The organism is Nonomuraea sp. ZG12, assembly GCF_052068115.1.
In the GTDB taxonomy this organism is placed as follows: domain Bacteria; phylum Actinomycetota; class Actinomycetes; order Streptosporangiales; family Streptosporangiaceae; genus Nonomuraea.
Genome location: NZ_JBQHCW010000022.1, coordinates 93,352 through 115,218 on the forward strand (window position 1 = coordinate 93,352; position 21,867 = coordinate 115,218).

Annotated in this window: 21 protein-coding genes; 12 read left to right on the forward strand and 9 right to left on the reverse strand. The window is 70.7% G+C overall.

Annotated features, from left to right (window positions below; all coding sequences use genetic code 11):
* Position 1: 1 nt before the first annotated feature.
* Positions 2-1,384, reverse strand: a complete 1,383-nt coding sequence (locus ACTMTF_RS38400) for a sulfatase family protein (RefSeq protein ID WP_441115051.1) — start codon at positions 1,382-1,384, stop codon at positions 2-4.
* A gap of 125 nt (positions 1,385-1,509) precedes the next feature.
* Between ACTMTF_RS38400 and ACTMTF_RS38405 the strand changes: the two genes are divergently transcribed.
* Positions 1,510-2,511 carry an LLM class F420-dependent oxidoreductase gene (locus ACTMTF_RS38405; protein ID WP_441115052.1) on the forward strand — a complete coding sequence of 334 codons (1,002 nt, stop codon included), beginning with the start codon at positions 1,510-1,512 and terminating at the stop codon, positions 2,509-2,511.
* Here ACTMTF_RS38405 and ACTMTF_RS38410 read toward each other — a convergent pair.
* Positions 2,479-3,336 (reverse strand): MBL fold metallo-hydrolase, encoded by an 858-nt coding sequence (locus ACTMTF_RS38410; RefSeq protein ID WP_441115053.1) that lies wholly within the window; start codon positions 3,334-3,336, stop codon positions 2,479-2,481. The two genes, ACTMTF_RS38405 and ACTMTF_RS38410, sit on opposite strands and share 33 nt — an antisense overlap.
* Before the next feature lie 27 nt (positions 3,337-3,363).
* Here ACTMTF_RS38410 and ACTMTF_RS38415 point away from each other — a divergent pair, with 27 nt between their 5' ends.
* Complete coding sequence (locus tag ACTMTF_RS38415; RefSeq protein WP_441115054.1) at positions 3,364-3,756, forward strand: MerR family transcriptional regulator; 393 nt, start codon at positions 3,364-3,366, stop codon at positions 3,754-3,756.
* Between the two features lie 7 nt (positions 3,757-3,763).
* On the opposite strand, the gene ACTMTF_RS38420 is transcribed toward ACTMTF_RS38415, so the two are convergent.
* Positions 3,764-5,701 carry an FtsX-like permease family protein gene (locus ACTMTF_RS38420; protein WP_441115055.1) on the reverse strand — a complete coding sequence of 646 codons (1,938 nt, stop codon included), beginning with the start codon at positions 5,699-5,701 and terminating at the stop codon, positions 3,764-3,766.
* Positions 5,698-6,375 carry an ABC transporter ATP-binding protein gene (locus tag ACTMTF_RS38425; RefSeq protein WP_441115056.1) on the reverse strand — a complete coding sequence of 226 codons (678 nt, stop codon included), beginning with the start codon at positions 6,373-6,375 and terminating at the stop codon, positions 5,698-5,700. Before ACTMTF_RS38425 ends, ACTMTF_RS38420 begins: the two co-directional genes overlap by 4 nt.
* 91 nt (positions 6,376-6,466) lie before the next feature.
* Here ACTMTF_RS38425 and ACTMTF_RS38430 point away from each other — a divergent pair, with 91 nt between their 5' ends.
* Together ACTMTF_RS38430 and ACTMTF_RS38435 are read left to right on the forward strand one after the other, a co-directional pair.
* Complete coding sequence (locus tag ACTMTF_RS38430; protein ID WP_441115057.1) at positions 6,467-7,114, forward strand: response regulator; 648 nt, start codon at positions 6,467-6,469, stop codon at positions 7,112-7,114.
* Positions 7,115-7,181: 67 nt separating this feature from the next.
* The gene (locus ACTMTF_RS38435; RefSeq protein ID WP_441115058.1) at positions 7,182-7,853 is read left to right on the forward strand and encodes a DUF4328 domain-containing protein; all 672 of its coding nucleotides are present in this window, start codon (positions 7,182-7,184) and stop codon (positions 7,851-7,853) included.
* Between the two features lie 6 nt (positions 7,854-7,859).
* On the opposite strand, the gene ACTMTF_RS38440 is transcribed toward ACTMTF_RS38435, so the two are convergent.
* The 3 genes from ACTMTF_RS38440 to ACTMTF_RS38450 all read right to left on the reverse strand — a co-directional run bounded on the left by ACTMTF_RS38440 (position 7,860) and on the right by ACTMTF_RS38450 (position 12,550).
* On the reverse strand, positions 7,860-11,456 hold the full coding sequence (locus ACTMTF_RS38440) for a DNA polymerase III subunit alpha (protein WP_441115090.1): 3,597 nt from the start codon (positions 11,454-11,456) through the stop codon (positions 7,860-7,862).
* Complete coding sequence (locus ACTMTF_RS38445; protein WP_397016410.1) at positions 11,456-11,722, reverse strand: DUF6504 family protein; 267 nt, start codon at positions 11,720-11,722, stop codon at positions 11,456-11,458. Before ACTMTF_RS38445 ends, ACTMTF_RS38440 begins: the two co-directional genes overlap by 1 nt.
* A gap of 81 nt (positions 11,723-11,803) precedes the next feature.
* Positions 11,804-12,550 carry a GntR family transcriptional regulator gene (locus ACTMTF_RS38450; RefSeq protein ID WP_441115059.1) on the reverse strand — a complete coding sequence of 249 codons (747 nt, stop codon included), beginning with the start codon at positions 12,548-12,550 and terminating at the stop codon, positions 11,804-11,806.
* Between the two features lie 109 nt (positions 12,551-12,659).
* On the opposite strand from ACTMTF_RS38450, the gene ACTMTF_RS38455 reads away from it, so the two are divergent.
* From ACTMTF_RS38455 to ACTMTF_RS38480, 6 genes are all read left to right on the forward strand, one after another.
* Complete coding sequence (locus tag ACTMTF_RS38455; RefSeq protein ID WP_441115060.1) at positions 12,660-13,811, forward strand: ABC transporter substrate-binding protein; 1,152 nt, start codon at positions 12,660-12,662, stop codon at positions 13,809-13,811.
* Positions 13,808-14,629 carry an ABC transporter permease gene (locus ACTMTF_RS38460; protein WP_441115061.1) on the forward strand — a complete coding sequence of 274 codons (822 nt, stop codon included), beginning with the start codon at positions 13,808-13,810 and terminating at the stop codon, positions 14,627-14,629. The genes ACTMTF_RS38455 and ACTMTF_RS38460 overlap by 4 nt, the downstream gene beginning before the upstream one ends.
* Entirely contained in the window at positions 14,617-15,471 is an 855-nt protein-coding gene (locus ACTMTF_RS38465; protein ID WP_441115062.1) for an ABC transporter permease, read from the forward strand. The genes ACTMTF_RS38460 and ACTMTF_RS38465 overlap by 13 nt, the downstream gene beginning before the upstream one ends.
* Positions 15,468-16,547 carry an ABC transporter ATP-binding protein gene (locus ACTMTF_RS38470; RefSeq protein WP_441115063.1) on the forward strand — a complete coding sequence of 360 codons (1,080 nt, stop codon included), beginning with the start codon at positions 15,468-15,470 and terminating at the stop codon, positions 16,545-16,547. Before ACTMTF_RS38465 ends, ACTMTF_RS38470 begins: the two co-directional genes overlap by 4 nt.
* A 37-nt stretch (positions 16,548-16,584) precedes the next feature.
* The gene (locus tag ACTMTF_RS38475) at positions 16,585-17,235 is read left to right on the forward strand and encodes an HAD family hydrolase (protein WP_441115064.1); all 651 of its coding nucleotides are present in this window, start codon (positions 16,585-16,587) and stop codon (positions 17,233-17,235) included.
* Positions 17,236-17,338: 103 nt separating this feature from the next.
* The gene (locus ACTMTF_RS38480) at positions 17,339-18,955 is read left to right on the forward strand and encodes a serine/threonine-protein kinase (RefSeq protein ID WP_441115065.1); all 1,617 of its coding nucleotides are present in this window, start codon (positions 17,339-17,341) and stop codon (positions 18,953-18,955) included.
* 98 nt (positions 18,956-19,053) lie between these two features.
* On the opposite strand, the gene ACTMTF_RS38485 is transcribed toward ACTMTF_RS38480, so the two are convergent.
* Positions 19,054-19,260: a DUF397 domain-containing protein gene (locus tag ACTMTF_RS38485; RefSeq protein WP_441115066.1), complete on the reverse strand. Its 207-nt coding sequence runs from the start codon at positions 19,258-19,260 to the stop codon at positions 19,054-19,056.
* Positions 19,251-20,078 carry a helix-turn-helix domain-containing protein gene (locus tag ACTMTF_RS38490; protein ID WP_441115067.1) on the reverse strand — a complete coding sequence of 276 codons (828 nt, stop codon included), beginning with the start codon at positions 20,076-20,078 and terminating at the stop codon, positions 19,251-19,253. The genes ACTMTF_RS38485 and ACTMTF_RS38490 overlap by 10 nt, the downstream gene beginning before the upstream one ends.
* A 270-nt stretch (positions 20,079-20,348) precedes the next feature.
* On the opposite strand from ACTMTF_RS38490, the gene ACTMTF_RS38495 reads away from it, so the two are divergent.
* On the forward strand, positions 20,349-20,636 hold the full coding sequence (locus ACTMTF_RS38495) for a hypothetical protein (RefSeq protein ID WP_441115068.1): 288 nt from the start codon (positions 20,349-20,351) through the stop codon (positions 20,634-20,636).
* Complete coding sequence (locus ACTMTF_RS38500; protein WP_441115069.1) at positions 20,633-21,100, forward strand: ATP-binding protein; 468 nt, start codon at positions 20,633-20,635, stop codon at positions 21,098-21,100. The genes ACTMTF_RS38495 and ACTMTF_RS38500 overlap by 4 nt, the downstream gene beginning before the upstream one ends.
* Positions 21,101-21,867: the final 767 nt, after the last annotated feature.

Sequence of the window (21,867 nt, forward strand, 5' to 3'; positions counted from 1 at the left end):
GTCAGCCGGTGGAGTCGGCGACCCGGCAGTTGGCTCCGGAGCAGGTCCGCATGGCCTCCAGGCGGGCCCGCAGGTCGGCCAGCAGCGCCGGGGAGGCGGTCGCCGCCAGGTTGTCGAGCTGGTAGGGATCCGTGAGCAGGTCGTACAGCTGTTCCTCGCCCGTCTGATATCTGACATAGGTGTATCTCTGCGTGCGCACGGCCCGATAGGGCGGCACCGGCGTCTGGGCGGCCGAGAACCGGTCGGCCGGCCGGGCGAACTCGATCAGGACGTTCTTGCGCCAGTCCGCCGGCCGCTCGCCGCGCAGCACCGGCAGCAGCGACCGCCCTTCCGCGAACGACGGCGGGGTGGCCCCGCCGAGCTCGGCGATCGTGGGCGCGAGGTCCACCGTGGCGCCCATCGGCCCGATCGTGACGTTCTTCGGCACACCCGGCCCCCGGATGACCATCGGGACCCTGATGGACTCCTCGAACGGCGTGGTCTTGCCCTTCTTGAGGCGGTGGGTGCCCTGGTGGAAGCCGTTGTCGGAGGTGAAGAAGATGTAGGTGTTGTCGAGCTTGCCGGTCTCCTCCAGCGCCTGGACGACGGAGCCGACGAGGTCGTCCACGCCCAGCATGGCCCGCATCCTGTTGCCGTAACGCCGGTCGACGAGCTGGATCTCCCGGTCGGTCAGCGGTGGCCTGGAGCGCAGCCATGCGGGCTCCCGGCTCACGTCCTCCCTGTTGAACGACGGCGTCCTCGGCGCGCGGGCCTCGGGGAACGCGCTGGAGTGGCGTATGGCGGGGTTGGCCGGCAGGTGCGGCGCGACCGGGGAGAGATAGAGGAAGAACGGCGTCCGGCTCCCGGCGATGAAATCGTGGGCCTTGCCCGCCAGCACGTCCGAGAGGTAGTCCTTCTCCCCCCAGCCGTAGTCGGCCAGCCGCCCGTTCTCGTTGAGCCGGTAGCCGTACTCCCGATAGAGATGCCTGACCGGAACAGCCCATTCGTCCCAGCCCGGCGGCACGTAAGTCGCCGGGGCCGCCTTGCCCGGATAGTGGTTGAGATACTTCCCCATCAACGCGGTGCGATATCCGGCGTCCTTCATCCAGCTGCCGATGGTGGAACGTTCCAGACCTTGTTCGTAAAATCTGGCAAAACCGCCTTCTGGCGGGGTGTTCGTCCATACGCCATGGCTGTGCACGTACTGCGAGCGCAGGATCGACGAACGCGACGGACAGCACCAGGAGTTCGTCACGAAGAACCGCTGGAACGAGGTCCCCTCGTCCACCACATGACGCGTGATGTTGGGAAAGTACGGCAACGTACCGTAATCGAGGTCGTCGGCCATGATGAAGACGATGTTCGGCTTGTCCCCCGAGGCCGCCGCGGGCTCGGCCGCCGGCATCAGAAGCAGCAGGACAGAGACGAGACGACACAGACCCTTGAACACAGAGCACACGTCCCCAAAGAATCCGCATTGACACGTGGCCCCACACCAGCCGTAATAGAACTTAATTCGGGAGGTGTCGATTGAAGCTCGGCCTTAACCTCGGCTACTGGCAGCGCAACGCCGACGACGCGACCGACTCGGTGCTCGCCGCCGAACGGCTCGGCTACGACTCGGTGTGGACCGCCGAGGCCTACGGCAGCGACGTCTTCACCCCCCTGGCCTGGTACGGCGCACGCACCTCGCGCATCAAGCTGGGCACGTCGATCGCCCAGATGTCGGCCAGGCCGCCGGTCACCACGGCCATGACCGCGATGACCCTCGACCACCTCACGGGCGGCCGCCTGCTGCTCGGCATCGGCGCCTCCGGCCCCCAGGTCGTCGAGGGCTGGTACGGCCAGCCGTTCGCCAGGCCGCTGGCCAGGACGCGCGAGTACGTCGAGATCATGCGCAAGGTCTGGCGCCGCGAGGAGCCCGTCACCAACGACGGCCCCCACCACCCGCTGCCCCTGCCCGGCGACCTCGGCAAGCCGCTCAAGCTCATCACCCACCCGCTGCGCCCCGAGATCCCCGTCTACCTGGGCGCCGAGGGCCCCAAGAACGTCGCCCTGGCCGCCGAGCTCGCCCAGGGCTGGCTCCCGCTGTTCGCCTTCCCCTCGAAGATCGAGGAGATGTACGGCGAAGCCCTGGCGCCCAGGAGCCCCGGCTTCGACATCGCCGCCATGGTCATGGTCGTCATCTCCGACGACGTCCGCGCCGCCCTGGACGGCGTCAAGATGATGCTCACCCTCTACATCGGCGGCATGGGCGCCAAGCAGCGCAACTTCCACGCCGACATCATCGGCCGGATGGGCTACGCCGAGGCGGCCGAGCACATCCAGTCGCTCTATCTCGCGGGCCGCAGGGACGAGGCGTTCCGCGCCATCCCCGACGAACTCGCCGACGGCATCTCCCTGGTGGGCCCGCCGGGCCGGATCAAGGAGCGCCTGGAGCTCTGGCACAAGTCCCCGGTCACGTCCCTGCTCGTCATGGGCCCCCGCGACGAGCCCACCCTACGCACCGTCCGCGACCTGGTCCTCGGCTGACAGTGATGCCGGCGATGCCGGCGATGAGCGCTTCCCGGCAGGGCCCGACCCATCGGGTGACACCAGGTAGGTCCAGCGCTGTCCCGTCGGCAGGTTGACGACCTCGGGCCCGGACGCGACGGCACGCGCCAGGGCTGCCGCGTCCGCGCCGGTGCCGTGGCGGCGGATCACCCGGGCGAGCAGGTCGTCGTCGCCGTGGGCGTCGTGCACCGGCACCAGGACGCGGGCGCCGAGCGCGTTCGTGCCGTCCACCGCCTGCTCGGGGCCCATCACGATCGGCGGGCCGACGACCGCGCGCAGGCCGTTGACGGGCAGCAGCGCCACGTCGACCGGAGGGTGACCGGCGCGGTGGCGCCGCAGGAGTTCCGGGTCGCGGACCTCGCCGCCGAAGAAGACGCTGAGCCCGCCGCCGCCGATGACGTAGGCGTTGTGGCGGAACCACAGAGTTCGCCCGGCGGGCGCCGCCTCGATCGACAGGCCGGACGCCGGCTGCCTGAGCTGACCCCACGCCAGGAACTCGACCTGCTCGAAGCCGATGGCACGGGCCTGCCGAGCCATCCGCGCGCTGCTCACGTACACGGGTGTGGTGGATTTGTGCGGGTAGCGCCGCAGAACCCGCAGGTCCCAGTGGTTGGGGTAGGAGTGGCTGGCGACGATGGCGGCCAGCGGCGGGAGATCGCCGACGGCCAGGCCGAACGGCTCGCCGGCGTGCAGGTGCCACCGCTCGGTGAAGAACGGGTCGGTGAGGACGGCGTGCCCGCCGATCTCCATCAGGACGCAGGAGTTGGCCACGCGGGTGATGGCCAGAGGTGATCGGTTGCTCATGCGGTCACGATGAAGGTTAATGTGCGCATGAAGTCAAGCGAGATGACCATCGGCGAGCTGGCCGGCCGGTTCGGGCTTCCCACGCACGTCCTGCGCCACTGGGAGAGCGCCGGCCTGCTCGCCCCCGCCAGGCAGGACAGCGGCCACCGCCGCTACGGCCAGGCGGAGCTGCGACGGGTGGCGATGATCCACATGGGCAAGGAGGCCGGGCTCGGCCTGCGCGCCCTGCGCCGGCTCCTGTCCACCGACGACCCGATGGACCACGCCGACCTGCTCAGGGGACACGTCGCCGAGCTGGAACGGCGCATCTCCCAGGCGCAGGCGGCCAAGGACCTCATCGAGCACGCGCTCGCCTGCCCACTGCCGTTCGACGAGTGCCCCCACGCCCACGAGCAGATCGACGCCCGCATCCCCTCCTGACCCGGACTCAGTCGGGGCGTGGGGCCGGGTCGGCGGTGACCGAGCGGAGCAGGGGTCTGCTCGCGGCGCCTGCCCCGACCACTCCGGCGAAGCCGATCGCGACGCAGGTCAGCAGCATGATCGACCCGCCGCCGTCCGGGCTGCCGCTCATGAACGGCAGCCCGCAGAACACACCCACCGCGATCGACCCGCCGCCCATCACCGCGAGCGGGATCAGCGTCTCGGTCCTGCGGGCCCGGTCGAGCACCGTCAGCGGCGTCCCCGCCAGCCGCAGCAGCCCGTACGTCTGCCGCCGGTCCAGGATCGAGGAGGCCGCGGTGATGCCCGCGCTGGCGATCGCCACCAGGAACGACACCGACAGCACCACCACCGTGCCCGAGCGGATGTCACCGATGATCTGCACGTTGACGTGCTCCTGGTCGGCTTGGGAGGTGAGGGTGCGCCCGGGGAGGAGTCCTGCCAGAGCGGTACGGGCCCGGTCCATGGTCGCCGGGTCGGTGTGGCGGGCCGGGGTCACGGTGACGAGCTTCTCGGCGCGCCGCACGGTGGCGGTGATCCCGGCCTTCGCGAGCCGTTCGCGGGCCTGCTCGGCGACCACCGACGGCCGCCCCTCGGGGACGAGGACACGCAGCTCGCCCGGTGTCCCGGCGGTGGTGAGCGCGCCCGGGGTGAGCAGGGCGAGGAAGCCCGCGACGAAGCCGGTCATGGCCACGCCGCTCACGGTGCGCCAGGCCGAGCGCGGGTCGTCCACCAGTCTGCGGCCGGCGAGCAGTCCGGCCGGACTGCGGGCGGTTCCGGCGGTGACGCGGCCGATGATCCCGACCACCCACGGGCCGACCAGGTTGACGCAGAGGAACGCCAGGCCGATCACCACCGCGATGACCGCCACGCCGGTGTCCACGCCCAGCGTGGGGACCACGGCCAGCACCGCGACCAGGGCGAGCACCCTGACCCAGCGCATGGCGGGCGGGGTCTCGCGCTTGGCCACGCCGAGCGGGCTGACGACCACCCGCCTGAGCCCGATCACCGCCGACAGGCCCACCAGCAGGGGCACCGCGACCAGGGTGGCGGCCAGCACCAGCGGGTGCGGCCACAGGTCCGCGGCGAACCAGGGGCCGCCGCTGATCTGGATCCGCGTCAGCAGCGGCACGGCCAGCGCGTAGGCGGCGGTCCCGGCCAGCGCGCCGGCGAACGCCACGATCACCGCCTCGGCCACGGTCATGCCGACCACCTGGCCGGGTGTCGCCCCGACCAGGCGTAGCGCCGCCAGCCGCTGGTCCCGCCTGGCCACGGTGAGCCTGGCCGCGGCCCCGCCGAACACCAGCAGCGGCACCACCATGAGCACGCTGGCGATGAGCGCCAGGATCTGGTAGGCGACGGCATCCTCCGACGGCTTGCCCACCAGGTCGGCCACCGGTGTCGGCGGCCGGCCCGCGGTCCGGGCGGTGCTGCGTGCCGCCGTCATCTCCGGCGCGTCGGGCCGGTGGCCGACGACCGCGACCAGCTCGTCCGGGTGGATCAGCGCCTCCTCGCCGAGCACGCCCGTCCGCGCGGGGAAGCGGGCGGCGAGCTGGTCGGCGGGCAGCCGCCCGGCCAGCTCGGCCAGCGCCGGGGAGAGCCACGCCTCGCCAGGGGCGGGGAAGCGGGTCAGCCCCGGGGGCGCGGGTGCCCGGTCGTTCAACGCGGCCAGATCGACGACCGTGACCTCCTTGCCGCGCACGTAGTCGTGGCCCGTCGCCTCGATGGCCACGGCCTGGCCGGTGGCCGCCTGCACCGGGATCCGCCAGGCGCCCTTGTCGGCCCTGGCCTGGAAGGCGAAGTTGGCCGTCACGGCGAACAACAGCAGCATCGTGGACACGGCGACGGCCGCCAGCGTGAGCCAGGTGCCGAGCATGCCTTTGCGGCCGCCGCCCTTGAGCAGCCGCCAGGTCAGGTCGAGGTTCACGCGCGCACCCCGCCCGCCGTCAGCAGGCCGTCGCGGACCTCGACCGTGCGCTCGCACCAGGAGGCCACGTCGGGGTCGTGGGTCACCACGACCAGGCCCGCCCCGTTGCCCCGGGTGGCCTCCACCAGCAGCCGCATCGTCTCGTGGCCGGTCGTCTGGTCGAGCGCGCCCGTCGGCTCGTCGGCGAACACCACCGCCGGTTTGGTCACCAGCGCCCTGGCGATGGCCACCCGCTGCGCCTGCCCACCGGACAGCTCGCCGGGCCGCCGGGTCTCCATGCCGCTCAGGCCGAGGGGCCCGAACCATGCGCGCGCCTGGCGTACGGCCCGGGAACGAGGAACGCCGCCCAGCATCAGCGGGAGCGCGACGTTCTCCTCGGCGAGCAGCTCTGGGAGCAGCTGCCCGAACTGGAAGACGAACCCGAACCGGGTACGGCGCAGCGTGCTGCGCCGGCGCTCGCGCATGTCGTCGATACGCTCGCCGAGCAGGCGGACCTCGCCCCCGTCCGGCTTCATGATCCCCGCCAGGCAGTGCAGCAGCGTGGACTTGCCGGAGCCACTGGGTCCCATGATCGCCACGGCCTCCCCGGCCCGCACCGCGAGGTCCACTCCGCCCAGCGCCACCGTCTGCCCGAACCGTTTGGTCAGGGCCTGTCCAACAAGCACATCGTTCATGCCGCAAAGCCTGGCGGGCAGGCGGGGTGGCGCGGATCGGCTTTGTGACCGGTTCCGCCTCGGCCGAACGGTTGATCCTAGAGTTGGGCCCGTGACTATTCGGGTGCTCATCGCCGACGACCAGCAACTCGTGCGAACCGGCTTTCAGATGATTCTTGATGCCCAACCGGACATGGAGGTCGTGGCGGCCGTCGCCGACGGCGCGGAGGCGGTCTCCGAGGCCCGGCGGCTGCGGCCGGACGTGTGCCTGCTCGACATCAGGATGCCCAGGCTCGACGGGCTGGAGGCGACCCGCGCGCTGGCCGGGCCCGGCGTCGAGGCCCCCATGCGGGTGGTCATCGTCACCACCTTCGACCTGGACGAGTACGTGTACGGCGCGCTGCGGGCCGGCGCGACCGGTTTCCTGCTCAAGGACAGCGGGCCCACACTGCTGGTGGAGGCGGTCAGAGCGGCGGCCGGAGGCGAGTCGCTGGTGTCGCCTTCGGTGACCGTCCGGTTACTGCGGCACCTGGCGCAGCCCAAGCGCGGGCCCGTCCCGCTGCCCGAGCCGCTGACGGACCGGGAGCTCGACGTCGTCCGGCTGGTCGCCAAGGGCCGCACCAACCAGGAGGTGGCCGCCGAGCTGTTCGTGTCGCTGTCGACGGTGAAGACGCACCTGGGCAGCGTCTTCACCAAACTGGGCGCCCGCAACCGGGTGGAGATCGCGGCGTGGGCCTGGGAATCGGGCGTCGTCACCTGATTAACAGGGGGGCCTGCGGGATACAAGTGAAACAGAACCTCAGCGCATGGCCCGGGGGGAGAACATCGTGCGCTTTGCCCAGGCACCGCCCATCAAAGCCGCCTCTGCCGTCTATGTGACGCTCACCGCGCAGGTCCTCTCCCTCGGTGCCCTCGTGCTCTTCGAGCAGGTGCGCGGAGACCGGCTCGCCGCGCAGCTCGCCGAGTTCGGCGGCCGGCCGCACGGCGCCGACGCCGACGCCGTCGTCGGCGCGGTGACCGTCTTCGCCGTGCTGATGATGCTGGCCACGGGCGCCACCGTCGCCGCCGCTGCCGCCTACGTCACCTGGCTGGTGCGCGCCAGGCAGGCCAACGACCCCGAGGCGCCCTCCGCCTCGGTGGCGGGCGCCTGGCTGATCCCCGGCGTCAACCTGGTGGGGCCGGCTCTGCTGGTGCACGAGCTCTGGAAGGGCACCCGCCCGCCGTCCGGCCGGCAAAGCCGCTGGCTCGCCTTGGTGGCGGCATGGTGGCTGAGCTGGCTGGCGACCCTGGCCCTGGCCGTCACCGTGCTCACCCGCGACTCCACCGGCGGCCTCACGGGGGCCGGGCTCGCCGAGCTCGCCTGCCTGACGCTGTCCGCCCTGCTGTGCGCGGCCACCGTACGCGAGATCACCGGCCTCCAACAGCTCGCCCACACCGAGCCGGAGCAGTCCCTGGCCCCCCTGCCCACCCCGCTGACCTCCCTGCCGGGCAGCACCTGACCGCCCTCAGGCCGCGGTGGGGCCGGAGCTGCCCTGGCTGGCGTGCCAGAGGGCGCGGGGCGGGGTGGTGATGGCCGGGCCGAGGTCGGAGTAGGGCGAGAGCCTGAAGCCGTTGGCGTACTCGATGGCGCGTCCGCCCACGCCGCCGGCGTCGCCGGTGCTCTCGGCGAGCAGGGCGCGGACCGCGTCGGGGCCGCGAGAGCGCCACACCGCGTCGAGGTCCACCAGGTTCCAGCAGTCCAGGGCGCGGATGGAGACCGCCCGGGTGCCGGTGCGCCGGACCACTCCCCTGGCGACCAGGAGCCACGAGCCGAACACCGTCGACGCGCACCGGCCCTGCACCGACTCGAAGAAGGTCAGGTCCACCGGTCCCGTCGAGTCGTCGAGGGTGGCGAAGATGATCCGCTGCCCGGAGCGGATGGCCGGTGTCTGGGTGGCCACCTTAACCCCCGCCACCAGCACTTCGGCGCCGTTGCGCAGGTCGAGGAGGTCCTTGGCGCGGGTCACGCCGAGCGTGTCGAGCAGCTCGTCGTGGAAGCTGATGACGTGGCGGCTGATGTCCATGCCGAGGATCTCCAGCTCGGCCTCGACCATCTCCGTCTCCGTCATCTCCGGCAGCTCACCCGGCGCGATGTGCTCGGCGAATCCCAGCGGCAGCTGCACGGCCGCCAGGCGGCGGTCCGTAACCGGCTTCGGTGTGTAGCGCCTGGAGGTGCGCGGTCCTGACTGGACGCCGCTGGCGGAGGTCCGTTCGAGCACGCCGACCTGGGCGATCAGGTCGCGCCGGGTCAGCTCGCCGGGCCGCCAGCGGTCGCCGCCGCCGGGGCGCAGGTGGTGCAGCGCGTCCAGCCCGCCGACCTGGACGATCCGTTCCAGGGTGGGCCGGGAGGGGCGGGCCCGGTCCCAGAAGTCCGCGAGCGAGGTGTACGGGCGGCCCGCCACCATGCGCTCCACCTCCGCCTCGCTCACCCCCTTGATCGCCGAGAACGGCACGCGCAGCGCGTACCCCTTGCCGATCTCGGAGATCCGGAAGTCCCTGAGCCGCCTGGGCAGGTCGGCCTCGCCCAGCCCGGCGGGGTCGACCCGGACCTGGACGCGCGGGCCGAGCCGCTCCACCCGCCAGTCCTTGGCGGACTTGTTCACGTCCAGCGGGAGGATCTCCACCCCGCACTGCCGGGCCTCGTCGATGATGACGCGCGGCGGGTACATGCCGGGGTCGTGCGTCAGCACCCCGGCGAAGAACGCGGCCGCGTGGTGCCGCTTGAGCCAGGCCGACTGGTAGGTGGGCAGCGCGAACGCCGCCGCGTGCGCCTTGCAGAACCCGAACCCGCCGAACGCGTCGAGCACCTTCCAGGCCCGTTCGACGGCCTCGTCGTCGAACCCGTTCGCCTTGGCCAGCGGCACGAAGTGCTTGCGCACCCGGTCGCGGCCCTCCGGGGTGCCGAGGGCGCGCCGCAGCATCTCGGCGAACGACAGGTCCCGGCCCGTCATCACCTCGATGATCCTGAGCACCTGCTCGTGGAAGACCACCACGCCGTGCGTCTCCTTCAGCGCGCCGTGCAGCTTCTCGTGCGGATAGTACGGTTTCCGCCAGCCGTGCCTGGCCTCCAGGTAGGGGGTGACCATGTCGGAGTTGACCGGCCCCGGCCGGAACAGGGAGATGTCCACGATGAGGTCGTGCATCGTGCGCGGCTCCAGCTTGGCGACCAGCTCCCGCTGGCCGGGCGACTCGATCTGGAAGCAGCCGAGAGTGCGGCCGGAGCAGATCATGTCGTACGTCGCCTGGTCGTCGTGCGGGACGTACTGGACGCCGGGGTCGGCGCCGTTCTGGCCGTCGAGCTTGACCACGACGTCGTCCACCCGCTCGATCTCGGTCAGCGCGTAAGCCAGCGCCGACTGCATCCGCACGCCCAGCACGTCCAGCTTGAGCAGCCCGGACTCCTCCACGTCGTCCTTGTCGAACTGCGACATCGGGAAGTCCAGCAGGCTGCGTTCGACGGGGGTGCGGTCGCGCAGCCCGGAGTTGCCGATCAGCACGCCGCACGGGTGCAGCGCGATGTGCCTGGGCAGCCCGTCGAGCTTCTCCGCCAGGCGGAACACCCGGTCGAGCCCGGCCTCGCCGAGCCGGCTCTCGCGCAGCTCGGGCAGGTCGCTCAGCGAGGCGGTGATCTGCTTGGCCCTGATGTGCGGGAACGCCTTGGCGATGGCGTCGATCTCGTGCGGCGGCAGCCCCATGGCCCCGGCCACGTCGCGGATGGCGCTGCGGGCCCGGTAGGTCTCCATCATGGACACGCAGGCGACCCGCGACTCGCCGTACCGGTCGAAGATCGCCTTGTAGCAGTCGAGCCGGCGCGCGGACTCCACGTCCATGTCGATGTCCGGCAGTCCGATGCGCCCTTCGGACAGGAAGCGCTCCATGAGCAGGCCGTGGTCGAGCGGGTTCACCTCGCCGATGCCGATGAGGTAGTTGACCAGGCTGCCCGCTCCCGAGCCGCGGATGGCGCAGCGGATGCCCATCTCGCGGATCATGTCGGTGATGCCGGCCACGGCGATGAAGTATCCGGACAGGCGCTTGCGCTCGATGATGTCCAGCTCGGCGGCGAGGCGCTCCCTGGCATCGCGGGAGCGCTCCAGGCCGCGCGCGGCCAGCCCGTCCTCGACCCGGTGGCGCAGCAGCGGCACCGGGTCGCGGCCGATCTCCGGCAGGTGCAGGTCAGGCGGGTCCTTGCGCAGCGCGAGCAGCTCTCCCGGGTCGAGCGCGCAGGTCTCGGCGAGCTGCCGCGTGGTGTGCAGCAGGCGGCCGATCCGGCCCTCGTCGGAGCCGCAGATCTTGGCGGCCACCTGCCACATCTCCTTGCCGCCCTTGAGGTAGGCGTGCGAGGTGGTGCGCTCCAGGTGGCGCGGGTGCAGCGGGACGAGCTGGCGGGCCGCGTCGAGCACGTCGCCGACCTGGTGGTCGGCCGGGTCCAGGTATCTGACGGCATTGGTGAGCACGGCCGGGACGTCCGCGGACTCGGCCAGGCGGAGCATGCGCAGGGCCGTGGTGGCATCGTGGAAGCCGTACTGGTCGACCAGCTCCACCACCACGCCGGGCAGCACCGAACGCCACAGGCCGAGCAGCATCCTGGCCCGGTCGTCGCGTCTGGCGGCCACCGCGCGCCCCACGTCGGAGCGGGGGCCGAGCAGCACCACCAGCCCGCCGTCGCCGTCGGCGTCCCACTCGCCGATCAGCTCGCGGGTCACCCGCGGCTCGCCGCGCTCGCCCGCGTAGTGGGCGGCCGTGACCAGGCGGACCAGCCGGGACCAGCCGCGCGAGCGGGCCAGCACCGTCACCCGGTCCTGGGCGTCAGGCCCGGTCCGCGGCCGCCGCCGACCGGGGTCCGGGGCGGCGAGGGCGAAGTTCACGCCGTACACCGGGGAGATACCGGCGTCCGCGCACGCCTGCGCGTGCTTGACCGCGCCGTAGAGCCCGTCGCGGTCGGTCAGCGCCAGGATGTCCATCCCGTGCTCGGCCGCCCGCGACACCAGCGCCCGCGGGAAGGCGGTGCCGTAGCGCATCGAGTAGGCGGAGCTCACGTTCAGGTGCGGGAACGGCGGCGCCATCAGTCCCACGCCCTCATGAGCAGCCAGCCGCTGCCGGCGGTGTCGAATCTCAGTTCGTACGAGCCGACCTCGCGACCCGGGCTGGCCTCGACCCGCCAGAACCGGCGCTCACCGGGATCGCCCTCGCCGGTCTTCCACCACTCGCGCGCGACCACCCAGTGGTCGAGGACGCGGCGGACGAGATAGAGGCGGTCGCGCCAGACGAACTGGGTCGGCTCCCCGTCCCTGGTCCACACCTCTATCGGATCGCCATAGAGTCTGCTCAAGACGCTTCTCCCCGGGGCTCTGGTCGGATGCTGACCCACCCGGGGGAAGACGGGTGCTTGCTATGTCTCGAACATATGTTCTTACGGACCGAAACGCAAGTCGCCCGCTCGCCGGACGAGAGGGTTGGCGCCCAGCGAGTTGCGGATGCTGAAGGCCACGCTGCCCGCCCGGTAACGGTCGTCGGAGCACTCCACGGGCCGGCCCTCGTAGGTGGTGGTGATCCGGCGCTGGCGCAGCAGGGGGCTGCCGCGCCGTACTCCGAGCAGGCGCGCGTCCTGCGCGCCCGCCGGGACCGCGTCGATGAGGTGCTCGCCGTAGGCGAACACCAGCGCGGCCGACTCGTAGAGCGCCTCGGTGACCGACTCGCAGTCCGGCGGCAGCGCCTCGACCGCGGGGGCGATCCAGCTCGCGTACGCCGTCCGCTCGACCAGCACCGGTTCACCCTCCAGCGACCGCAGCCGCAGCACGTCGAGCACCTCGTCCGGGCCGAGCCGGGCGGCCTCGGCCGCGTTCGGCGGCCGGCGGTGCTGACGGATCACCTGACCGTCGAACCGGTAGCCGTTGGCGCGCGCCCACTGGGCGAAGCTGTGCAGCTCGGCGAAGCTCTGGCTGCGCGCGTTGCCGAGGACGATGCGCCTGGCTCCCTGCCGGGATCCCACCAGGCCCTCGGCCACCAGCACGGCGACCGCCTGCCGCACGGTCCCCCTGGCCGCGCCGTGCCGCTCGGCCAGCTCCGCCTCGGACGGGAGCTGCGCGCCGACCGGGTGGACGCCGGCGAGGATCTCGTCGCGCAGCTCATCGGCTATCCGCTCATAGCGCGCCACCATGCTGACCCTCCCAGTTCACGAAAGAGCAATGTATATGCGACTTACTGGGGCTCGCTTGTTTGTACAAGTTCCCTTAAATTCTTCCCACACCCCCGGAGTGGAGGCCTACGTGTTCACACCTCGCGCTCGTGCGGCAGGCGTCATCGCCGCCCTTACCGTAGTCACCGCGGCGTGCGGCGCCGCGCCAGGCACCCAGCAGACGTCGACGGCGGAAGGCGGCGTGAACGCGCGCACCGCCACCTCCGCCGCCGACTTCGGCGGTCTCGACAAGCTCGTCGAGGCGGCCAAGAAGGAGGGCAACCTCCACGTCATCGCGCTCCCGCCCGACTGGGCCAACTACGGCGAGATCATCAAGTCGTTCGAGGCGAAGTACGGCATCAAGATCGAGAGCGAGGACCCCGACGCGGCCAGCGCCGACGAGATCAACGCCGTCAAGACCCGCAAGGGCCAGGACCGCGCCCCCGACGTGCTCGACCTCGGCCAGTCCTTCGCGATCAGCGGTGCCGCCGAGGGCCTGTTCGCGCCGTACAAGGTGCAGACCTTCGACAAGATCCCCGAAGGCCAGAAGGAGCCCACCGGGCTCTGGACCAACGACTACGGCGGCTACATCTCGATCGGCTGCGACGCCAAGAAGATCACCGCCTGCCCGACGAGCTTCGCCGACCTGCTCAAGCCCGAGTACAAGGGCAAGGTCGCGCTGAACGGCAACCCCACCAAGTCCGGCTCGGCCTTCGCCGGCGTCTACGCCGCCTCGATCGCCAACGGCGGCTCCTTCGACGACATCCAGCCCGGCCTGGACTTCTTCAAGAAGCTGAAGGAGGCGGGCAACTTCAACCCGGTCGAGACCACCCCGGCGACGATCGAGAAGGGCGAGACCCAGATCAGCATCGACTGGGACTACAACAACGCCGCCTACGCCCCCCAGATGGCCGCCAAGGGCCTCGACTGGCAGGTGAACGTGCCCAGCGACGGCAAGTACTTCCAGATGTACGCCCAGGCCATCAACAAGGACGCCCCGCACCCGGCCGCCGCCCGCCTGTGGCAGGAGTACCTCTACAGTCCCGAAGGCCAGAACCTCTACCTGAAGGGCTTCGCCAGGCCGGTCCTGCTGCCCGTGATGGAGGCCGACGGCACCGTGGACAAGGCCGCCGCCGAGGCGCTCCCCAAGGTGGACGGCACGCCGACCTTCCCCACGACCGAACAGGTCGACGCGGCCAAGGCCAAGCTGGCCGGCGGCTGGGACGCCGCGATCTCCGGATGAGGCGGCCCAAGGGGTGGCTAGGCGCGCTGCCCCTGCTCGCCTTCTACGCCGTCGTCTTCGGCCTCCCCCTGGTGGCCCTGCTGGTGGGCGCCTTCACCTCGCAGGGCCGGCCGACGCTGGCGAACGTCCGCCAGAGCCTGGAGGGCGGCAACCTCACCTCGATCGCCGGCAGCGTCCAGGTGTCGGCCGTGGTGGCGCTGCTGGGGGCCGTGCTCGGCACGTTCCTCGCCTACGCCGTGGTCACCTCCAGGTTCGCGGCGCTGCGCCACTCGGTGCTGACGGCGTCCGGCGTGCTGGCCAACTTCGGCGGCGTCCCGCTGGCCTTCTTCTGGGTGGCCACGCTGGGCAACTCCGGCGTGGTCAGCGGGCTGCTGGGGCTCCCCACCGGCGCCCTGTACACCTTCTGGGGCCTGGTCGTGGTCTACCTGTACTTCTCGGTCCCGCTGATGGTGCTGGTCATGGCGCCGGCGCTGGACGGGCTGCGGCCGCAGTGGCGGGAGGCGGCGGCCAACAACGGCGCCACCTCCTGGCACTACTGGCGTTACGTCGGCCTGCCCGTGCTGACGCCGGCCCTGCTCGGCGGCGTGGTGCTGCTGTTCGGCGGCGCCTTCGCCGCCTACGCCACGGCGGCGGCCATGGGCGCGGGCACCGTCGTGCCGCTGGTCACGCTCAAGATCGCGAACGCGCTGACCAGTGACGTGCTGATCGGCCAGGAGAACGTCGCGCTCGCGCTCAGCCTCGACATGATCGTGATCGCCGGTCTGGTGATGGCCGTCTACCTGCCGCTGCAGAGGAGGAGCACCCGATGGCTGCGGTGACGGGCCTGGAGCAGCCGCTGGTCGCGCCGTCGGCCGGGCCGCCCGCCCGGCCGCGGGTCTGGCGGGCGGTCGTGCTCCTGCTGGCCGCGCTCTACTTCCTGGTGCCCCTCGGCGCCTCCCTCTGGTACACCATCTACACCCCCACCACCGGGGTGTCGTTCGAGGCCTACGGCGAGCTGCTCACGGCCGAGGGCTTCGCCGCCAGCCTGGCGCTCTCCCTGGGGCTCGGGCTCGCCACCATCGTGCTGGTCCTGCTGCTGACGCTCCCGGCGATGCTGGCCGTACGGCTCAGCGCGCCGCGGCTGCGGCCGGTGATGGAGGTGCTGTGCACGCTGCCGCTGGTGGTGCCGCCGATCACGTTCGTGGCCGGGCTCGGCACCTCGCTGCGCACCGGGGCCGAGGTGCTCGCGCCGACCCCGTTCTGGGCCACGCTCATCGCGGTCCAGGACCCGGCCTTCCCGATCGTGCTGGTGCTGGCGTACGTCGTGCTGGTGCTGCCGTTCGTCTACCGGTCGCTGGACGCCGGGCTGCGCACCATGGACGTGCGGACGCTCGTGGAGGCGGCCCGCAACCTGGGGGCGTCGTGGCCGTATGTGCTGTTCCGGGTGATCGTGCCCAACCTGCGCTCGGCCCTGGCCAGCGCCTCGTTCCTGACGCTCGCCCTGGTCTTCGGCGAGTTCACCGTGGCCAGGCTGCTCGGCTATCAGCCGTTCGCGGTGTGGATCGTGACGATCTCCGGCTCCAGGGGCCAGGTGTCGGTCGCGGTCTCCATCCTCAGCCTGCTGCTCATCTGGCTGCTGCTGCTCGCGGTCTCCAGCGCCTTCGGTAGGGAGAAGAAATGACGTCCAAGGTGGAGTTCCGCGGCCTGCGGCGGATCTTCGGCAAGACGGTCGCGCTGGACGGCCTCGACCTGACCATCGAGCCCGGCGAGTTCGTGGCGCTGCTCGGCCCGTCGGGCTGCGGCAAGACCACGGCCCTGCGCTGCGTGGCCGGGTTCGAACGGCCCGACTCCGGAGCCGTGCTCGTCGACGGCAAGGACATCACCGACGTCCCCGCCAACAAGCGCGACGCCGGCATGGTCTTCCAGTCCTACTCCCTCTTCCCGAACCTCAACGCCCGCGACAACGTCGCCTTCGGCCTGCGGGTCCGCCGCGTGCCGGTGGCGGTGCGGCGCGCCAAGGCGGACGAACTGCTGGAGCTCGTCGGCCTGCCCGCGCACGCCGACCGCTTCCCGCACCAGCTCTCCGGCGGCCAGCAGCAGCGCGTCGCGCTGGCCCGCGCGCTCGCCCTGGAGCCGCGCGTGCTGCTCCTGGACGAGCCGCTGTCCGCGCTCGACGCGAAGGTACGGGTCGCGCTGCGGGAGGAGATCCGCCGCCTCCAGCTCGACCTCGGCATCACCACCATCTTCGTCACCCACGACCAGGAGGAGGCCCTGTCGATCGCCGACCGGGTCGCGGTGCTGCGCGACGGGCGGCTGGAGCAGGTGGGGGCGCCCGCCGAGGTGTACGACCGGCCCGCCACGCCGTTCGTGGCCGAGTTCGTCGGCACCATGAACCACCTGGCCGGTCAGGCCGCGCCGGAGGGCACCGTCACGGTGCTCGGCCACACCCTGCCCATCGACGGGCCCTCCCCCGACAGCCCCGAGGTGGACGTCCTCATCCGTCCGGAGGCCGTCCAGGTCACGCCCGCCGAGGACGGCGAGGCCGAGGTGCTGGTCGCGTCGTTCCGCGGCTCGTCCGTCCGGCTGCGGCTGGCCCTGGCGGGTGGCGAGGTCCTCGCCGACGTGCCGGGCCACGAGGCGGTACGGCTCGCGGCCGGCACCCGGGTGGCCGTGCGGCTGGTGGAACGGCCGGTCCTGGTGGCGCCCCGCACCGTCACGGTCCCCGCCCCCGTCTCCGAACCCGCCGATGCCGTCTGACCTGCCTGCTGGCGAGCCGTCTTGTGGTCTCCAGGCGGTGCTGTTCGACCTGGACGGCACGCTGGTGGACAGTGAGCCGCACTGGTGGCAGGCCACGGTGGCGGTGGCGCGCACGCTCGGCGTCGAGCTGGGCCCCGCCGACACACCGCACGTCCTCGGCCGCACGGTCGAGGACACGGCCGCCCACCTCCTGTCCACCGCTCGGTCCGCCGATCCCGCCCCGCCCCCTCGGCTCCCCGAACGCTCCGCGACCGCCCGGCCCACCGCCGACCTGATCCGTCTCCTCACCGAGTCGTTCGCCCAGCGCGTCGAGCAGGGCGTGGAGCTCATGCCGGGCGCGACGGACCTGCTGCGCGAACTCGGCGCCGCCCGCCTGCCCACCGCCCTGGTCAGCGCCTCCCCGCGCAGCATCGTCGACCTGGTGCTGCCGAGGCTCGGGCACCGTTTCGCGCATGTCGTCGCGGCTGAGGACACCACGCGCGGCAAGCCGTACCCAGACCCTTATCTGGAGGCGGCGCGGCGGCTCGGCGCCGACCCGAGCCGCTGCGTGGCCATCGAGGACAGCCCCACGGGCGTCACCGCCGCCACGTCGGCGGGCTGCCGCGTCCTGGTGGTCCATCCGGAGCACGGCCTGCCGACCCTGCGCGACATCCGCGACAGCGAGCCCCGCCCACCCAAGGACGGCTGACACGATCTTCAGCGCCCGGCGAGGGGCGGAATCCGTCAACCAACGCTTGGCTGATCGTGGAGGTCATACGTCAGGCAGGGAGATGTAGGTAAGCTAGCGCGCCGTGAGCGGTGAAACATCCCACATCGGGCGCTACAGGCTGCTGCGAGTGCTGGGCCAGGGTGGGATGGGCACGGTTCATCTCGCCGAGGACTCCTCCGGGCAACAGGTCGCGATCAAGGTGATCAATCCGGAGTTCAGCCAGCATGAGCAGTTTCGCATGCGTTTTCGCAGGGAGGCCGACGCCGCTCGGCGGGTGCGGCGGTTCTGTACGGCCGCGGTGCTGGAGGCCGCGCTCGACGGCGGGCAGCTCTATGTCGTCACGGAGTACGTACCGGGTCCCAATCTTGAGCAGGCCGTACAGCAGTCCGGGCCGTTGCGCGGGTCCAGTCTGGACGCGCTGGCCGTCAGCGTGGCGACGGCGCTCACCGCGATCCACGGCGCCGGGGTGGTGCACCGCGACCTGAAGCCGTCCAACGTGCTGCTCTCCCCCGTCGGGCCGCGGGTGATCGACTTCGGCATCGCGCGGGCGCTCGACACCCTCGGCGGCGTCACCGGCACCGGGGAGCTCATCGGAACGCCCCGGTACATGGCTCCTGAGGTGCTGCGGGGTGAGCCCGTCTCGCCCGCTTGCGACGTGTTCTCGTGGGGGTGTCTGATCGCGTACGCCGCCAGCGGGCGCTCGCCGTTCCCTGGGGAGACGCTGCCGGCGATCGTGTACCAGGTGCTCAACACCGAGCCGAACCTCGACGACGTCGAGCCTGGGCTGCGGGAGCTCGTCATGGCGGCGCTGCACAAGGACCCGGCCACGCGGCCGACCGCGCAGCAGCTGCTCGACCACCTCGTGGGGCGGTCGGCGGCGCCCGAGCAGGCCGCCCAGACGGTGCAGGTGGCCTGGCAGAAGGCGACCACGCCGGTGCTCGAGGCGGCACCACGCAAGCACCGGGGCAGGCTCTTCGCGGGGATCGCGGTGGCGGCTGCCCTTGTCGTGGCCGTCGCGACGACGGCCTGGGCGATGCTGTCCTCCAGCGGGCCGCCCGACCTCGCCGTCCTCTACCGGGAGGACTTCACCCAGACCACCGGCGGCTGGAACGGCACCTACGACCCGAACGCCTCCACCAGCTACGGCTACCGCACCGACGGCACGTACGGGCTGGATGTGGAGAAGGACTACGAGGAGCGCTGGGCGGAGGCCGCCATCCCGTTCCTGGTCAAGAAGCCCACCACCACGCCCGATCCGTCCGCCACGCCTACGCCGATGCTGCCGGAGACGGTGCTCGTGGCCGTCAGTGCTGAGGTGAAGGAAGTTACGGGGTCCGGGGAGTACGGCGTTTACTGCCATGCGGCCGATGACAAGAGTTATTACGAGTTCGGGCTGGACACCGGGGGTAATGCTCGGATCCGGCGGATCTACGGGGGGTCGGGCGGGACGCTCACCCAGCCGGTCAAGGTTGGGGACCTGAAGGGGAAGGTGCGGATCGAGGCGGCCTGTGAGCAGACGGGGTCGGCTGTGCGGCTGACCATGTGGGTGAACGGGGAGCAGGTGCAGCGAGCGGACGACCCTAACGGGATCGGTAACGGCAAGGTGGGGGTGTTCGCTCGTACGCCCAAGGACAGTCAGTCGGTGCTGAAGACCGCCTGGGATGACTTTGAGCTGCGGGGGGCTCGGGAGCAACAGTAGGGAGCCCTGGGCTCAGGCCGCGACCCCGATCAAGTTCGAAGAGCCGCCATGGCCCTCGCCACTCGGCAAAAGTTGAGGCGGAGAGCCAAGGGCGAACGTCAGGCCGGCGTGTCGAAGTCGCCGGCCTTGAGGCCGTGGACGAACGCCTTCCACTCGGGGCGGGTGAAGAGGAGTTTGGGGCCGTCCGGGTCCTTGCTGTCGCGGACAGCGACCACCCCGGGAAGGTTCATGGCGATCTCGACACACTGACCGCCGTTGCCGGAAGATCGCGTCGACTTCCGCCACACGGCATCGCTCAGGTCCATGCGGATCTCGCTTTCTCAATCATTTGGAGGGATACGCGCTCAGGATAGGCCCATAGCCGGATGGCCTCATAGCGCTCCCAAATCGAGGTCACAATGTCGAGATCGGCGGTGATTTGTGCCTGCGCCGGTGCATCCGAGCTGATCACATCAGGCTGCCCATTCGGGAGCTCGGCGATCATAAAGGCACCCGCCAGGCCCGGGAGGCACTCCGGGTCGACGACCTGGATGAAGACAGACGGATGCGCTGCCACCTCCAGCAGGCGATCAAGCTGTTCACGCATCACCTCTGGTCCGCCAACCCGGCGATGCAGCACGCCCTCGTCGAACAGCACAGAGATCAGCGGCGGCCTGTCTCGGTCGAGTATGCGCTGCCGCCGCATCCTGGCCTCGACCCTCTGCTTCGCCTCGTCAGAGCTGACTCGTGGCTCCATGCTGAAGATATGACGGGCATATGCCTCGGTCTGGAGGAGGCCGGGGATGAGCAGAGGATCCCAGGAGCGTAGGACGAGGAGGGTGGGCTCGATCTCCTCGACCCAGTTCCGAAACCACATCGGACTGCCCGGCTGGGCGACGATGCGCTGATAGATCCGGGCAAAGGAGACGCCCGCCGATGTGCCGAAGAGCCGATCCAGCCGCTCGGCATCGGACCGCGACGGCGTACGGGTCGCCTTCTCCAACCTGCTCACCTGCGTCTGCGTACACCCGAGCCGGGACGCCACCGCAGCCTGCGACAACTCCGCAGCCTCCCGCAGCCGCCGCAACTCGGCACCGAACCGTACGCGAGGCGAATCCGGGTCGAGAGACGGCACCACGTGCATGACATTTCCCTCCAATTAACAGAAAACGGAAACATCTCCAGTCGCTGACACCATTTAAACCACACCCGACAGACGATTGTCATTGTCGATGCTGCCTTGGCCTGGCAACTCGGTCACCGGCCCCACAGCCAAGAAGGCACCCTGAGCACAGACGTTTTCGGCAACAGGCTAAATAGCCGGCTCTCACTTCCCATAGCCGGGAGTGAATAAGCGGCGAAATTGTTCCGCGCCCTGGCCGAACCCTTTGGAAAGCACCTGGAAGGCGGAACCATGACGGCGCGCGAACCGTACGAGAGATTCACCCACCTGACCCGCCTGGGCTGGGACCTGCACGGCCTGGGCATCCGCATCTCGCTCGTCATTCCCGTGACCGGACAGCCGGTCCTGGAGATGCACTCCATGAACGGCACCGCCGTCCGGGTCACCGCGATCCGCCGCTACTGCGGCTGGGTGTTCACCTGGCGGCCGTGGTGGGCACGGCTGTGGCGGCGCGACACCTGGGTACTGGCCGACGCCACCAATGCCGCCGACATCATCGTGGCCGAGGTGAACGCATGAGCAGGCCGCTCCACCCTTGCGACTCACCCCGGCCGGCGTTCACGACCACGCCACACGCCACCTGGAGCCGGTCGTTCCCGGCGACACCGAGGTCCGTTCCCGAGGCTCGTGACTGGGCCCGCTCCCTGCTGTCCCTCAGCGGCCCGTCCCCGATCCTCGACGACACCCTCCTCCTGCTCAGCGAGATCATCACCAACTCCGTCACCCACTCCGACTCCGGCCACAGCCGCTCCGGTCAGGTGACCGTCCAGATCACCCGCCTGAGCACGACCGTCCAAGTGGAAGTAACCGACGCCGGCTCCTCCACCACCACGCCCGCCGTCCGCACCCCTGCCCTCGCCGACGACGGAGGCAGAGGACTGTGGCTGGTGGACACACTCGCCGACGAGTGGGGATTCCAGCACGACGAGACCGGCGGACTGGTCTGGTTCCACCTGACCTCTGGGCGTCATCCTTTGATATAGGAACGGTGGGCCTGTTTGGTAGCCGCATCCGAGCATGCCGCCACGATCAGCCAGCCTCCCTGTACAAGATCTGGCGGAACCTTTGCGGCCAACCGCAACTCGTTCATGATCGCCGCCCTGAGCTCCGGGCACACGAGCTGAACTGGGCGAGCTGAGCGTCGAACTGCTTGGCGGACAACCTGGCCCGAGCGCTGAAAAGTTATCCGCGCCGCCCGAGCCACCGCCTGCCACCGCCCGCCACCGTACCTGGCTCCCAGCCGGTCACCGCGCTCCCGGAACCGACGGCTAGCCGCTCATCGTGGACCTCGACGCCATCGTCGTGATCTCGCACTCCGGCAAGCAGCACGCGACACCAACCTGGCCGTGCCCACGCCGAAGGCCGCATCCGCGCCACCAAGGGCACCAACCTGCGCAACCTACTCCTGCACGACTTCACCCCAGAACTAGATCTGGCTCGAGATCGTCGCCCTTCCCTGCGAACGGATGCTCGCCCTGCACAGCACCGACGCCCACCGCTACGAACCCAAACGCCTGCGACTACGCCTTCTCACCGTCGCCGACCAGCCTGCCTCATTTTATCCATTTCGCCACAACTGGAAAGGAAAAACCAGCCCTCTCGTAATACGAATCGAGAGCCCTCGCCACGCGAAAGGAGCGAATCTATCCGCTATATTCAGGAACAGCTCAACGAAATGCTGCGAATTTGAACGAGCGATCTCGCCGAACCTTTGGGTTCAGAACGCCAACTGAAAACTCCACGAACTTCT